The sequence below is a fragment of the Streptomyces sp. NPDC027185 genome (genome assembly GCF_055567035.1).
Window position 1 is genome coordinate 218,270 of record NZ_JBVHRF010000002.1, and the last position, 14,674, is coordinate 232,943.

10 protein-coding genes are annotated in these 14,674 nt (G+C 73.1%); 2 read left to right on the top strand and 8 right to left on the bottom strand.

Annotation, left to right across the window (positions count from 1 at the left end; genetic code table 11):
* Positions 1-21 precede the first annotated feature (21 nt).
* The 3 genes from ACZ4M8_RS06235 to ACZ4M8_RS06245 all read right to left on the bottom strand — a co-directional run bounded on the left by ACZ4M8_RS06235 (position 22) and on the right by ACZ4M8_RS06245 (position 6,312).
* Positions 22-1,884 (bottom strand): acetolactate synthase large subunit, encoded by a 1,863-nt coding sequence (locus ACZ4M8_RS06235; RefSeq protein ID WP_467603773.1) that lies wholly within the window; start codon positions 1,882-1,884, stop codon positions 22-24.
* Positions 1,885-2,091: 207 nt separating this feature from the next.
* Positions 2,092-5,043: a putative bifunctional diguanylate cyclase/phosphodiesterase gene (locus ACZ4M8_RS06240; RefSeq protein ID WP_467603774.1), complete on the bottom strand. Its 2,952-nt coding sequence runs from the start codon at positions 5,041-5,043 to the stop codon at positions 2,092-2,094.
* A gap of 291 nt (positions 5,044-5,334) precedes the next feature.
* Complete coding sequence (locus ACZ4M8_RS06245) at positions 5,335-6,312, bottom strand: 2-hydroxyacid dehydrogenase (protein WP_467603776.1); 978 nt, start codon at positions 6,310-6,312, stop codon at positions 5,335-5,337.
* Positions 6,313-6,400: 88 nt separating this feature from the next.
* On the opposite strand from ACZ4M8_RS06245, the gene ACZ4M8_RS06250 reads away from it, so the two are divergent.
* A complete protein-coding gene (locus tag ACZ4M8_RS06250) occupies positions 6,401-7,432 on the top strand; it encodes an aldo/keto reductase (RefSeq protein WP_467603777.1) in 1,032 nt (343 codons plus the stop codon).
* Between the two features lie 485 nt (positions 7,433-7,917).
* A complete protein-coding gene (locus ACZ4M8_RS06255; protein ID WP_467603779.1) occupies positions 7,918-9,075 on the top strand; it encodes a PQQ-dependent sugar dehydrogenase in 1,158 nt (385 codons plus the stop codon).
* Between the two features lie 254 nt (positions 9,076-9,329).
* Here ACZ4M8_RS06255 and ACZ4M8_RS06260 read toward each other — a convergent pair whose 3' ends face one another.
* The 5 genes from ACZ4M8_RS06260 to gatA all read right to left on the bottom strand — a co-directional run bounded on the left by ACZ4M8_RS06260 (position 9,330) and on the right by gatA (position 14,673).
* Positions 9,330-9,974, bottom strand: a complete 645-nt coding sequence (locus ACZ4M8_RS06260; RefSeq protein ID WP_467603780.1) for a hypothetical protein — start codon at positions 9,972-9,974, stop codon at positions 9,330-9,332.
* Positions 9,975-10,324: 350 nt separating this feature from the next.
* A complete protein-coding gene (locus ACZ4M8_RS06265; protein WP_467603782.1) occupies positions 10,325-11,233 on the bottom strand; it encodes an LLM class F420-dependent oxidoreductase in 909 nt (302 codons plus the stop codon).
* 182 nt (positions 11,234-11,415) lie between these two features.
* Positions 11,416-12,924 carry an Asp-tRNA(Asn)/Glu-tRNA(Gln) amidotransferase subunit GatB gene (gatB, locus tag ACZ4M8_RS06270; protein ID WP_467603784.1) on the bottom strand — a complete coding sequence of 503 codons (1,509 nt, stop codon included), beginning with the start codon at positions 12,922-12,924 and terminating at the stop codon, positions 11,416-11,418.
* 16 nt (positions 12,925-12,940) lie between these two features.
* On the bottom strand, positions 12,941-13,183 hold the full coding sequence (locus ACZ4M8_RS06275; RefSeq protein WP_467603785.1) for a hypothetical protein: 243 nt from the start codon (positions 13,181-13,183) through the stop codon (positions 12,941-12,943).
* Positions 13,180-14,673: an Asp-tRNA(Asn)/Glu-tRNA(Gln) amidotransferase subunit GatA gene (gene gatA, locus ACZ4M8_RS06280; protein WP_467603786.1), complete on the bottom strand. Its 1,494-nt coding sequence runs from the start codon at positions 14,671-14,673 to the stop codon at positions 13,180-13,182. The genes ACZ4M8_RS06275 and gatA overlap by 4 nt, the downstream gene beginning before the upstream one ends.
* Between the last annotated feature and the right edge of the window lies 1 nt (position 14,674).

Consider the following 14,674-nt stretch of genomic DNA (forward strand, 5'->3'; position numbering starts at 1 on the left):
ATCTTCCGTGACGTCCTGGGCTCAGTCGTCCGCGCCGTCGCCGAAGTCGGGGCGGACGCCCCGGGCGGCCATGACCTCGTCGTTGGAGGTGCCGGCGGCCACCATCGGCCAGACCTGCGCGTCCTCGTGGACGATGAAGTCGATCACCACCGGGCGGTCGTTGACGGCGTTGGCCTCGGCGATGACGCGGTCCAGATCGGCCGGGTCCTCGCAGCGCAGTGCGACACAGCCCATCGCCTCGGACAGCTTGACGAAGTCCGGCACGCGGGTGCCGCGCGGCTTGTCGTCCGCCGGCCCGGCGTCCGGACCGCTGTGCAGCACGGTGTTGGAGTAGCGCTGGTTGTAGAAGAGCGTCTGCCACTGGCGGACCATGCCGAGCGCGCCGTTGTTGATGATCGCGACCTTGATCGGGATGTTGTTCAGCGCGCAGGTGGTCAGTTCCTGATTGGTCATCTGGAAGCAGCCGTCGCCGTCGATCGCCCAGACGGTGCGGTCGGGCATGCCCGCCTTGGCGCCCATCGCGGCGGGGACGGCGTAGCCCATCGTTCCGGCGCCGCCGGAGTTCAGCCACGTCGAGGGCTGTTCGTAGTCGATGAAGTGGGCGGCCCACATCTGGTGCTGGCCGACGCCCGCGGCGTAGATGGTGCCCTCCGGGGCGAGCCGGCCGATCCGCTGGATGACCTGCTGCGGGGAGAGGCTGCCGTCCTCGGGGAGTTCGTAGCCCAGCGGGTACGTCTCGCGCCAGCGGTTGAGGTCGGCCCACCAGGCGGCGTGGTCGCCGCGGTGGCCCGCCTCGTGCTCCGCCTGGACGGCGACGATCAGATCGGCGATGACCTCGCGGGCGTCCCCGACGATCGGCACGTCCGCGACGCGGTTCTTGCCGATCTCCGCCGGGTCGATGTCGGCGTGGATGACCTTGGCGTACGGGGCGAAGGAGTCCAGCTTGCCGGTGACGCGGTCGTCGAAGCGGGCGCCGAGGGTGATCAGCAGATCGGACTTCTGCAGCGCGGTGACGGCGGTGACCGAGCCGTGCATACCGGGCATGCCGACGTGCTGCGGGTGGGTGTCGGGGAACGAGCCGAGCGCCATCAGCGTGGTGGTGACGGGTGCGCCGGTCAGCTCGGCAAGCACCTTCAGCTCCGCGGTGGCCCCGGCCTTCATCACACCGCCGCCGACGTAGAGCACCGGGCGCTTCGACTCGACGATCAGCCGGGCCGCCTCGCGGATCTGCTTGGCGTGCGGCTTGGTCACCGGGCGGTAGCCGGGCAGTTCGGTGTGGGGCGGCCAGGCGAAGGTCGTCTGCGCCTGCATCGCGTCCTTGGCGATGTCGACGAGGACCGGTCCGGGGCGGCCGGTGGAGGCGATGTGGAACGCCTCGGCGATCGTCCGCGGGATCTCGGCGGGGTCGGTGACCAGGAAGTTGTGCTTGGTGATCGGCATCGTGATGCCGCAGATGTCCGCCTCCTGGAAGGCGTCCGTACCGATCGCGCCGGAGGCGACCTGCCCGGTGATCGCGACCATCGGGACGGAGTCCATGTGGGCGTCGGCGATCGGTGTGACGAGGTTGGTGGCACCGGGGCCCGAGGTGGCCATGCAGACCCCGACCTTGCCGGTGGCCTGCGCGTATCCGACGGCGGCGTGGCCCGCGCCCTGCTCGTGCCGCACCAGCACGTGCCGGACCTTGGCAGAGTCCATCATCGGGTCGTACGCCGGGAGGATCGCACCGCCGGGAATGCCGAACACCGTGTCGGCCCCGACCTCCTCCAGAGAGCGGATGAGGGACTGCGCACCCGTGACGTGCTCGACGGCGGCGGCGCGCTGCGTCCCTTGGGCGTGGCGGGTCCGCGGCTGCGGATGGTGGGCCCCGGTGGCCTGCTCGGTCATCTGCGTCTCTTCTCGAAGCTGAGGGTTTTGGCGGGGTTTGGGAGGTCTGGTGCAACAAAAAACCCCTCGTGCCGGGAGGCAAGCGAGGGGAGCGCGTCGGTGCGGTCAGATGGGCTTCGTCGTTGCCCAGCTTCAGCCGACGCGCTGTCCAAGTACGAGAATTCGGGTGCGCATGGCACTGACCCTCCCCCCGGCGCGCCGTGAGTGTCAAGTGGGTGGGACGGAGGTCTCACTATGTGAGCGGAGCGGGGGGTGAACGATGGCGTCCGGACCCGACCCGCCGTGCCGAACGGGCAGGCCACTGCCGGTCAGCACCACCGAGCGGCTCGGGCCCGCCGGGCTCGGCAGCGGGGTGGAACCGGCCGTCAGGACGCGGCGGAGCCGGTGCTCGTCGAGCGGCCCGGAGAAGGCGGCGCCCTGGCCATGGGTGCACCCCATCGCGCGCAGGGCGAGCACCTGCTCGGGCAGATCGACGCCCTCGGCGACCGACTGCATCCCGAGGTCGGAGGCGATCCGCAGCAGACCGGACGTGATCTTGTGCAGCCGGGCGGACTCCGCCACGCCGTCGATCAGCCCGCGATCGAGCCGGAGGACGTCGATGGGGAGGCGGCGCAGCGCGCCGATCGCGGCGTACCCGCTGCCGAAGCCGTCGAGGGCGATACGGACACCGAGTCGGCGCAGCGCCACCAGCCGCCGCTCCAGCTCGTCCAGCGGGGTACGGGCATCGCTCTCGGACAGCTCCAGGACGAGCGCGCCGGAGGGCAGGCCGTGGCGGGCGAGGAGCGTTTCGACGGTCCGGGGCGGCAGGGAGTGGTCGAGGAGGCGGCGGGCGGAGAGCCGGACGCCGACCGGGACGCGGTGGCCGGCGCGGTGCCGGGCGGCGGCCTGCTCGATGGCGGCCTCCAGATGCCAGCGGCACAGCTCCGCGGTGCGGTCGCCGCCGTCCTCCGCGAGCCGTCCGCGCTCGCCGACCCGCAGGAACTCCGCCGGGGTGAACAGGATGCCCTGGGCGGAGCGCCACCGGGCGTGCGCGGCGACGGCGGTGACCCGGCCGGTGGCCAGCTCGATCACCGGCTGGTGCAGCAGCAGGAACTCGCCGTCGTGCAGCGCGCTGCGCAGCCGGGTGGCCAGCTCGGCGCGGCGCTCCACCTCGGCCTGCAGCTGCGGGGCGTACAGCTCGACGCGGCCCTTCCCGGCCTGCTTGGCGCGGTACATCGCGAGGTCGGCGTTGCGCATCAGACCGGCCGGGGTGATCCCGGGCTCGGCGAAGGCCACCCCGATGCTGGCGGCGACCCGGACATCGCGCCCCTCGATGCGGTACGGCTCGGAGAGCGTGATACGGAGCCGGTCGGCGATTTCGTGGATGCGGAACTCCCGGGTCGCGGGGTCGCAGGTGGCGTCGCCGGTGATCAGGGCGGCGAATTCGTCACCGCCCAGCCGGGCCGCTATGTCGCCGGAGCGCACCGAGTCGCCGAGCCGCCGGGCGGCCTGGATGAGCAGTTCGTCGCCCGCCTGGTGGCCGATGGTGTCGTTGACCTGCTTGAAGCCGTCGAGGTCGATGTAGAGCACGGCGGTGCCGTGGTCCCCGGCACGGCGGCCGGCCAGCGCCTTGCTGACGCGCTCGGTGAACAGGGCGCGGTTGGGCAGGTCGGTGAGGGCGTCGTGGGAGGCGTTGTGCTGGAGCTGCGCCTGGAGGCGGACCCGCTCGGTGACGTCCCGGGAGTTGAAGATCAGGCCGCCGTGGTGGCGGTTGACGGTGGATTCGACGTTGAGCCAGCCTCCCCCGCTCTCGGCTTCGCTCGAGCGGGAGGTGCCCCCTCCGCCCGGCCGCCGGGGGCCGGCGCGGAAGCGGCACTCGATACGGGTGGTGGGCTCGTCGCGGGGGTCGGCGGCGAGGAAGCGGCGGACCTCGTGGAGGAAGCGGCCGAGGTCCTCGGGGTGGATGAGCGCGGAGAGTTCGGAGCCGACCAGCTCCTCCGCGTCGCGGCCGTAGACCCCGGCGGCGGCGGGGCTGACGTAGCGCAGCACACCGCTGGGCGCGGCGATCATGATGACGTCGCTGGAGCCCTGCACCAGGGAGCGGAAGTGGTTCTCCTTCTGCGCCAGCTCCTGGGTGAGGGTGAGGTTGTCGAGCAGCACGATGCCCTGGCGGACGACGAGGGCGAGCACGACCGTGCAGCCGGTGAGGAGGACGACGCGGTCGAGGCGCTGTCCGTCGAGGACGTTGGTGAGGATGCCGAGGGTGCACACCGCGGCGGCGAGGTACGGGGCGAGGGCCCCCAGCGAGCCGGCGAGCGGGCGGGCGCCGGGGTACGGGGCGGGGCACGGCAGCCGTCCGGTGTCCTCGGCGGTGTCCCCCGCGACGCGGCGGGTGAACCAGGGGGCGTAGGCGAGGAGGACCGACCCGGCGAACCATCCGGCGTCGAGGATCTGGCCGGAGCGGTAGTGCTCGCGCAGCAGCGGTGAGGTGAACAGCGCGTCGCAGAGCACCGTCAGGGCGAGGGCGGCGATGGCGGTGTTGACCGCCGAACGCTGGCCGCACGAGCGCCGGAAGTGCAGGGCGAGGACCATGCTCACCAGCACGATGTCCAGCAGCGGGTAGGCCAGCGCCAGCGCGCACCGGGCGACCGAACGGCCTTCGAAGTGGGCGGTGTTGGCGAGGGCCAGGCTCCAGGAGAGGGTGAGCAGCGAGCCGCCGATCAGCCAGGAGTCCAGGCCCAGGCAGACCCAGCCGGCCCGGGTGACCGGCCGCTTGGCGAGCACCAGCAGGCCGACGATGGCGGGCGGCGCGAAGAGCAGGAAGCAGAAGTCGGCGGCGGAGGGGGTGGGCACCGTCACGCCCCGGACGACCTCGAACCAGCCCCAGATGCCGTTGCCGAGCGCGGCCATCGCCGAGGAGAGGGCGAAGAGCACCCAGGCGGGGCGGGCGTGGCGCTCGGCCCGGCGGGCGTACAGCGCGCAGGAGACGGCGGCCACCAGGGCGGCGAAGCTGAGTCCGAAGTCGCCCATGACCAGCGCGACTCGGGGGGATCCCCAGCCGAGGGCGGAGCCGACGGCGTATCCCCCGCAGACCACCGCGAGCACGATCTGCGGCAGCAGGCTCGGCGGCCGGTCGGCGGGGAGGGGCGGCCGGGAGAGCACCGCGCCCGGGGCGCTCACCGGGCCCTCCCGCACGTCGTGGTCCGGCTGTGACGCGGTCGGCGCACCGGGGGCTGCTGCCCCGTTCCTCCCGGTGCTCGTGGATCGCGTGTGTCGCGGTGTGCCCATCGGCCGTACATCGCCCGTCGCCCCCCTCGCGTTCCGGATGCTTCACGGGCGCCGCTTGCCTCGTCGGCGCCTTCCCCGCTCGGGACGATACACCAGATTGGTCACTCAGGGATATAGGTTCTCTACAGAGCGTAACTATGCGTGAAGTGCGGACACGCAGCGCCTTCATACGGACCCGTAGCGCTACCCTTCGGCATTCCGCTCCGCCACGGCGACGGTGTTCCGCAGCGGCCGGCCGGTGGCGAAAAGGGTCAGCTGGTCGCGCAGGAGGCGTTTCGCACGGGGCAGGAAGGCAGAGCTGGGGCCCCCGACGTGTGGAGTGATGAGCACGCCGGGGGCGCGCCACAGAGGGTGTCCGGCCGGGAGCGGTTCCGGATCGGTCACGTCGAGTGCTGCCCGCAGCCGCCCGGACGTCACCTCGGCGAGCAGCGCGTCGGTGTCCACGACCCCGCCGCGGGCGACGTTCACCAGCAGGGCGCCGTCCTTCATACGGGCCAGAAAGGCGCGTCCTGCCAGGCCACGGGTGTCGTCGGTGAGCGGCGTGGCCAGGACGACCACATCGGCGTCCGGGAGGAGGGTGCCGAGCGCGGAGAGTGGATGCACGGGACCGCGCACGGTCTCACGAGCGGTGCGCGCGAGGCGCGTCACCCGCGCGCACTCGAAGGGAGTGAGCCGGTCCTCGATGGCACTGCCGATCGATCCGTACCCCACGATGAGAACGGATTTGTCGGCGAGCGCGGGCCGGAATCCGTGGCGCCACTCCCCCGCGTCCTGGGCGCGGACGAAGCCGGGGATGTCACGGAGCGCGGCCAGGATGAGCGTCAGCGCCAGTTCGGCGGTGCTGGCGTCGTGCAGTCCGCGGGCGTTGCAGAGGCGGGCGCCGGGCGGCAGCCCGTCCAGTGCGGGCAGGATGTACTCGACACCGGCGGTCAGCGTCTGGACGACCCGGACGCCGCTCATCCGGGCGAGCGGCCGCAGCGACGTCGCCGTGTCCTTCATGTACGGGACGGTGTAGAACACGCACCGGGCCGGGTCGGCGGGGTACTCGGGGTCCGCGTCCCAGTGGACGTAGTTCAGGCCCTCGGGGAGACCGTCGATCTCTTCCGGGGGAATCGGGAGCCAGACGTCGTGCGGGGCGCCGTGCGGATCTGCGGTTGCCATGCCCCGAGGCTATGCGAAGGACCGTTCCTCCAGACGTTAGTTTGGTCTGGCCCTTGACCGGGGGCGAGGGGACGGAGGCACGACGCAGGTGGAGCGCAGGACGATCGGCGCGGCAACGCTCGAAGTAGGGGCGATCGGGCTCGGCTGCATGCCGATGAGCTGGGGGTACACCGAGTCGCAGCGGGATTTCGGGAGTTCGTTGCGGGCCGTGCACACCGCACTCGACCGGGGGTGCAGCCTGCTGGACACCGCCGACATGTACGGGCCGTTCACCAACGAACTGCTGGTGGGCCGGGTCCTCAAGGAACGGCGTGCGGACGCGTTCGTCTCGACCAAGTGCGGGCTGCTCGTGGGCGAGCAGCACATCGTCGCCAACGGGCGGCCCGGTTACGTCAAGCGCGCCTGTGACGCCTCGCTGCGGCGGCTGCGTACCGACCACATCGATCTGTACCAGTTGCACCGGGCGGACCCGGAGGTGCCGATCGAGGAGACCTGGGGGGCGATGGCGCAGCTGGTGGCGGCGGGGAAGGTGCGCTCCCTGGGGCTGTGCGCGGTGGGCGCGCGGGCGCTGCGTCCGGTGCGGACGGACCGGCCGGTGCCCGGTGGCGGGCGGCGGCCCGGGGCGCGCACCCATCAGGTGACGATGCGTCAACTGGAGCGTATCCAGCAGATCTTCCCGGTCAGCAGTGTGCAGGCGGAGTTGTCGGTGTGGTCGCCGGAGGCGCTGGACGAGCTGGTGCCGTGGTGCGAGTCGCGGGGCGTCGGCTTCCTCGCCGCGATGCCGCTGGGCAACGGCTATCTGACCGGCACCCTCACTCCGGGCCAGGGATTCGAACCGGCGGACATCCGGGCCCGTCATCCGCGTTTCACCGCCGAGATGATGGCGGCGAACCAGCCGGTGGTGGCCGGGCTGCGCCGGGTCGGCGCCCGGTACGGCGCGACGCCGGGCCAGGTCGCGCTGGCCTGGGTGCTGGCGCAGGGCCGCCATGTGGTGCCCGTACCGGGGACGAAGAAGGAACGGTGGGCGGCGCAGAACGCCAAGGCCGCCGACCTGGTGCTGGACCGCGCGGACCTGGCGGAGATCGCCGCGCTGCCGCCGGCGCGGGGGTCCTGGTACTGACGCCGGGGGCGGTGGCCGCAGCCGTGGCCGTATCCGGCCCGTACCCGTGGCTGCCGGGCCCGGACGGTGCTCCCTGCGGGCGGCGCGGGGCGTCACGCCCGGTGCCCCGGACGCGCTCGACGGCGCCCCGCGGCCGCACCGTGCGCCCGGTCCCGTACACGCGCCGCCGTGTCGGCGCGGCGCCTTCGTGGCGGAGGTCCCTGCGGCGGCGGAGGGAATCGCGGTGTGGGCCGCCGGGCGGTCCGGCCCGGGTGTGGTGTTCTTGGGCGGGGCGGGTGGTCCGGTGTCCGCGCCGTCGTACGGGTGCTGTGCCGGTCCGGCGCTCCCGGTCCTCCGTCTGTCCCCGGGACGGCTCCGGGGCCCGTCCCGGTCGGCGCGTCCGGCGGGTTCGGGGGCGTACGGACCGGCGTGCGCGCCATCCCCGGTGTACGCCGCCGGGCCGTGGCCCGCACCGCGCACCGCTCCCCCGACGAGAGGAATCCGCCGTGCCACACCGCCTTCCGACCGCCGTGACGGCCGCCGCCGCGCTGCTCCTCGCGGCGGGGTGCTCCGCCGGCGGGGCCCGGCCCGCCCCGGGTGCGCCGTCCCCGGAGCGGTCCGCCGCCGCGGTCACCGGGCCGGGACGGGACGCCTCCCCGCCCCCGGCCAAGGGGTCGGCCGAGGTGACCCGCACCTCGGCCACCGGACTCGACTCCCCCTGGGGCGTGGCCGCACTGCCGGGCGGTGATCTGCTGGTCGGCTCCCGCGACAAGGGGACCCTCACCCGCGTCTCGGCCCGTGACGGCCGGAAGACCGAGGTGGGTGCGGTGCCCGGCGTCGCCCCGGGCGGCGAGGGCGGGCTGCTGGGCCTGGCTCTCTCCCCGTCGTTCCGCGGTGACCACCTCGTCTACGCGTACGTCACCACCGCCTCCGACAACCGCATCGTCCGGATGGGCTACGACGAGACCCGGCGCCCCGGTGATCAGCTGGGGGCGCCCAGCACGGTGCTGCGTGCCATCCCCAAGGGCCGTATCCACAACGGCGGCCGGCTCGCCTTCGGGCCGGACCGGATGCTGTACGCGTCGACCGGGGAGACCGGCCGCGAGGAGCTGGCGCAGGACAGGAAGTCCCTCGGGGGCAAGATCCTGCGGATGACGCCGGACGGGGCGCCCGCGCGGGGCAACCCCGACCCCCGCTCGGTGGTGTACTCCTACGGCCACCGCAACGTGGAGGGGCTCGCCTGGGACGGCGCGAAGCGGCTGTGGGCCTCGGAGTTCGGTGAGGACACCTGGGACGAGCTGAACCTGATCGAGCCGGGCCGCAACTACGGCTGGCCGGCCCGGGAGGGAAAGGGTCCGGCGGGCGGCGGCTCCGTCGATCCGGTCCTGACCTGGAAGCCCGCCGACGCCTCGCCCAGCGGACTGGCGTACGTCAAGGGGTCCCTGTGGACGGCGGCGCTCCGCGGCGAACGGCTGTGGCGCGTCCCGCTGGACGGTACGAAGCCGGCGGCGGCCCCGCAGGCGTTCTTCACCGGGCGGTTCGGCCGGCTGCGGACCGTCCTGCCCGCCGACGACGGCGCACTGTGGCTGGTGACGAGCAACACGGACGGCCGGGGCCGCCCCCGGAAGGGCGACGACCGGATTCTGCGGGTGGCGGTCGGCTGAGGACGGGGCCGGAGACGGGCACGGGCACGGGGCCGGTCCGATGGCCGCCCGGGGGCCGGACGGGGCGCCTGCGCCGGGCACGGGGCGGGCACGGCGCCGAACGCAGAGTCCGCCCCGGGCACGCCGCCCCGGGCCCGCCCGCCGGTCGTGCGGCGGCCCTGGCTCCCCGTTCCCCCACGCCCGAAGGCCCACCGGAACGGACCGGTGGGCCTTCGGCGCCGTGACGACGGGGTCCGGGGCGGGGAGCCGGGGCGTCAGCCCGCGGGGGCCTGGGCCGGGGCCTTGGGGATGGTGGGCAGACTCGCCAGCACGTCGAAGTACATGCCCGCGGAGATGAGGAGCCCGAGGACGCCGAGGGCGAGGCCGCCCCAGGCGAGGGCGCGCGTCCAGGTGGCGCGCGGCCGGTTGAGGAGCACCGCGGCGCCGACGGCCACCGCGAGCACCGCGAAGAAGCCGTTGACCAGCGCGGTGGTGTGCCAGGGCGCCCCGTAGACCGCGGCGATCTGGTCGGTGGCCTTGCCGGACTGGAGCTTGATCTGCCCGAGCAGGGTCTGCCGCTCGGCGAGCAGCGTGCCGAGCCAGGTGCCGGTCACGGAGGCGAGGCCGAGCCCCGCGGCGACGACGGCACCCGCACCGCGCTTCACCCCGGACGACTCGGGGGCCGCGCCCTCCTCGTCCTGCTCCGCCGCGCTCCCGGCGGATCCTGCGTCGGCGTCGCCCTCGGTGGCGGCGGCCTCGGCGTCCCCGCCCGGGACTGCCGCGTCCTCGGCGTCACCGGTCGGTTTTCCCGCGGTGCTCCCCTCCGTTCCCGGGGTCGGTGTGGCGGTGTCGTCCGCCACGGACGGGTCGTCGGTTCGCGTCGCGTCGCGCTCGTCGGTCGTCGTCCTGGTCGTTCCCATGGGCGCGACCGTAGGGGCCGCGTCTGAGAGCCGGATGAGAGCCCGATGAACGCCGGGACAGCGGACGGACGGATGAGGGGCGGCCAAGGCCCGGCAGGCCCCGGCGCCCCACGCCGTCACGCCGTGCCCCGGCGCCCCCGCAGCCGTACGCGGGCCCGTACAGGGTGTCCTGCGGGCGCCGTACGACCGCCCCGTACGACTGCCCCGTGCGGCGCCCCGCAGGGACCGCGCAGGGCCGTTCGGCCGGACCGACTGCGCGCGGACGGCCCCGCACGGCCGCACGGAGCGACCGCCTCCGCCCGGCCCGCCGTACGGACGCGGCCAACCGCCCCGCCCGCTGCCCGTACCGGTCAGTCCTCCAGCAACGCCGGTGCCAGCTCCCGGAGCTGGGCGAGACCCGGGTCCGTGGCGTTCGCCGTCAGCGGCTGGATCGCTACGTGGTCGGCGCCCGCGTCGAGGTGGGCGCGCACCCGGCGGCGGATCGTGTCCACATCGCCCCAGGCCACCAGCGCGTCGACCAGCCGGTCACTGCCGCCGTCCGCGAAATCCTCGTCGCCGAAGCCGAACCGGCGCAGGTTCCCCACGTAGTTCGCCAGCGTCAGATAGCGGCTCACATGCTGCTCACGGGCGACCCTGCGGGCCGTCGCCGGGTCGCTCTCCAGCAGCACCGCCTGCTCGGGCGCGAGGAGCGGACCGTCGCCGAGGACCTCACGGGCCGCGGCGGTGTGCTCCACCGGTACGAAGTACGGGTGAGCGCCGCTCGCGCGGTCCCGGGCCAGCTCCAGCATCTTCGGGCCGAGCGCCGCCAGCACCCGCTCGGGCTCCCGCACCGGCTCCGGCCCCTCGTACGCCGCACCGTCGATCGCGTCGAGATAGCCGCGCATCGCGGCCAGCGGCTTGGTGTACGTATGGCCGCGCACCCCGACGAGCGGGGCGTGACTGGCGCCCAGACCGAGCAGGAAGCGGCCGTCGTACGCCTCGGCGAGGGTACGGGTGGCGGCGCCCGCCGCGGCGGCGTCGCGGGCCCAGATGTTGGCGATGCCGGTGGCGACGGTGAGCCGTTCGGTGGCGGCGAGCAACAGCCCGGCGTGGGTGAACGCCTCCTTCGAGGTCGGCCCCTCCCCCACCCACAGGGCGCCGTATCCGAGGCGCTCGATCTCGGCCGCCGCCTCCCGGCCGACCGCCGCCGGCAGATGGCCGAGCCCGCCGTGCCAGACACCGACCGTGCCGATCCGAGTGGTGAGAGCGTGCTGAGGCACCGTTCCTCCAAGGTGTCGGGGGACATCCGCGTCCCGGTCCGTTCGCCCTCCTACAGCGCCCCCGCCCCGCCCGGCATTCCTTGATCACGCGGTCCGTTTCCCCGAAGACCGCACACGAACGGCGGCCGCCCTGCCGGAAATTCCGGGAAGGCGGCCGCCGTCACGTATACCAGGAGTGGTCGTCAGCCCTCGACGCCCAGCTTCTCCAGGATCAGTTCGCGGACGCGGGCCGCGTCGGCCTGGCCTCGGGTGGCCTTCATGACCGCGCCGACCAGGGCGCCTGCCGCGGCGACCTTGCCGCCGCGGATCTTGTCGGCGATGGCGGCGTTGCCCGCGATGGCCTCGTCGACGGCCGCGCCCAGAGCGCCGTCGTCGGAGACGACCTTCAGGCCGCGCTTCTCGACGACGGTGTCCGGGTCGCCCTCACCGGCGAGCACACCCTCGATGGTCTGCCGGGCCAGCTTGTCGTTGAGGGAGCCCTCGTCGACCAGCGCGGCGACCCGGGCGACCTGCGCCGGGGTGATCGGCAGTGCGGACAGCTCCACACCGTCCTCGTTGGCGCGGCGCGCCAGCTCGCCCATCCACCACTTCCGGGCGGCGGCGGAGCCCGCGCCCGCCTCGATGGTGGCGACGATCAGATCGACCGCACCGGCGTTGAGGATCGACTGCATGTCGTGGGCGGAGACGCCCCACTCCTCGCGCAGCCGGTTGCGGCGGACGCGCGGCAGCTCGGGCAGGGCCGCCCGCAGCTCCTCGACCCACGCGCGGGCGGGCGCGACCGGCACCAGGTCCGGCTCGGGGAAGTAGCGGTAGTCCTCGGCGTTGTCCTTGATGCGGCCGGCCGTGGTCGAGCCGTCCTCCTCGTGGAAGTGCCGGGTCTCCTGGACGATGGTGCCGCCGGAGGAGAGGACCGCGGCGTGCCGCTGGATCTCGAAGCGCGCCGCCCGCTCCACGGAGCGCAGCGAGTTGACGTTCTTCGTCTCCGAGCGGGTGCCGAACGTCTCGGTGCCGTTCGGGCGCAGCGAGAGGTTGACGTCGCAGCGCATCTGGCCCATCTCCATGCGCGCCTCGGAGACGCCCAGGGCACGGATCAGCTCACGCAGCTCGGCGACGTACGCCTTGGCGACCTCGGGGGCCCGCGAGCCCGCGCCCTCGATCGGCTTGGTGACGATCTCGATGAGGGGGATGCCGGCGCGGTTGTAGTCCAGCAGGGAGTGGGACGCGCCGTGGATACGGCCGGTGGCGCCGCCGACGTGCGTCGACTTGCCGGTGTCCTCCTCCATGTGGGCGCGCTCGATCTCCACGCGGAAGACCTCGCCGTCCTCCAGCTGCACGTCGAGGTAACCGTCGTAGGCGATCGGCTCGTCGTACTGGGAGGTCTGGAAGTTCTTCGGCATGTCCGGATAGAAGTAGTTCTTCCGGGCGAAGCGGCACCATTCGGCGATGGAGCAGTTGAGCGCCAAACCGATCTTGATCGCCGACTCGACACCGATCGCGTTGACGACCGGGAGGGAGCCGGGCAGGCCCAGGCAGGTCGGGCAGGTCTGCGCGTTGGCGTCGGCGCCGAGCGTGGTGGCGCACCCGCAGAACATCTTGGTCTTGGTGCCGAGCTCGACATGGACCTCCAGGCCCATGACGGGGTCGTAGGACGCGAGGGCGTCCTCGTACGACACCAGGTCAGTGACTGTCACGGTGAAACTTTCCCTCTCAGCCCAGCAGGACGTCGTCGTCGCCCAGGCGCTTCAGTTCGCGGTAGAGGATCGCCAGGCCGGTGACGATCGCCGCGGCGGAGACGCCCGCGTCGATCAGCCGGAGCGTGTCGTGCTCGTTGCGGGCCTCCCGGGCCTGCTTGAACACGCTGAAGGCGCCGAACGCGGTGGTGCCGATCGACAGGTACACGCCGGACTTGGACTTCTTGAAGTTCTTGGCCTTCTTGCCGATGTTGCTCACAGTGACGGTGCCTCCTCCAGCAGCGGGTGCCCCCACTTTTCCACGAAGGCGGCCTCGACGGCCGAGCCCACCTTGTAGAGGCGGTCGTCCTTCATGGCGGGGGCGATGATCTGCAGTCCGACGGGCAGGCCGTCCTCCGGCGCCAGGCCGCAGGGCAGCGACATGGCGGCGTTGCCGGCCAGGTTGGTCGGGATGGTGCACAGGTCGGCGAGGTACATCGCCATCGGGTCGTCGGCGCGCTCACCGATCGGGAAGGCGGTGGTGGGCGTCGTCGGCGAGACGATGACGTCGACCTGCTCGAACGCGGCCTCGAACTCCCGCGTGATGAGCGTGCGGACCTTCTGCGCCGAGCCGTAGTACGCGTCGTAGTAGCCGGAGCTGAGCGCGTAGGTGCCGAGGATGATGCGGCGCTTGACCTCGTCGCCGAAACCGGCCTCACGGGTGAGGGCGGTGACCTCCTCGGCGGACTTCGTACCGTCGTCGCCGACGCGCAGGCCGTAGCGCATGGCGTCGAACCGGGCGAGGTTCGAGGAGCACTCGGACGGCGCGATCAGGTAGTACGCGGAGAGCGCCAGGTCGAAGGAGGGGCAGTCCAGCTCGACGATCTCGGCGCCGAGGCTCTTCAGCAGCTCGACGGACTCCTCGAACCGCTGCACCACACCGGCCTGGTAGCCCTCGCCGCGGAACTGCTTGACGACGCCGACGCGCATGCCCTGCACGCTGCCGTTGCGGGCCGCCTCGACGACCGGCGGGACCGGCGCGTCGATGGAGGTGGAGTCCAGCTCGTCGTGGCCGGCGATCACCTCGTGCAGCAGCGCCGCGTCCAGGACCGTACGGGCGCAGGGCCCGCCCTGGTCGAGGGAGGAGGAGAAGGCCACCATGCCGTAGCGGGAGACCGCGCCGTAGGTGGGCTTGACGCCGACGGTGCCGGTGACGGCGGCGGGCTGGCGGATGGAGCCGCCGGTGTCCGTGCCGATGGCGAGCGGCGCCTGGAAGGAGGCGAGGGCGGCGGAGGAGCCGCCACCGGAGCCACCGGGGATCTTGGTGAGGTCCCAGGGGTTGCCGGTCGGACCGTAGGCGCTGTTCTCGGTGGAGGACCCCATGGCGAACTCGTCCATGTTGGTCTTGCCGAGGATGACGACGTCGGCGTCCTTGAGGCGCTTGGTGAGCGTCGCGTCGTACGGCGGGATCCAGCCTTCGAGGATCTTCGAGCCGACGGTGGTGGGCATCGTCTTCGTCGTGAAGATGTCCTTCAGCGCGAGCGGCACTCCGGCCAGCGGGCCGAGCTTCTCGCCGCGGGCGCGCTTGTCGTCGACGGCGCGGGCCTGGGCCAGCGCGCCCTCGCGGTCGACGTGCAGGTAGGCGTGCACCTTCTCGTCGACGGCCTCGATGCGGGCCAGGTGGGCCTCGGTCACCTCGACGGCGGTGACCTCGCCGGACGCGATCTTCGCCGCGGTCTCGGCGGCGGTGAGCTTGATCAGGTCTGCCATG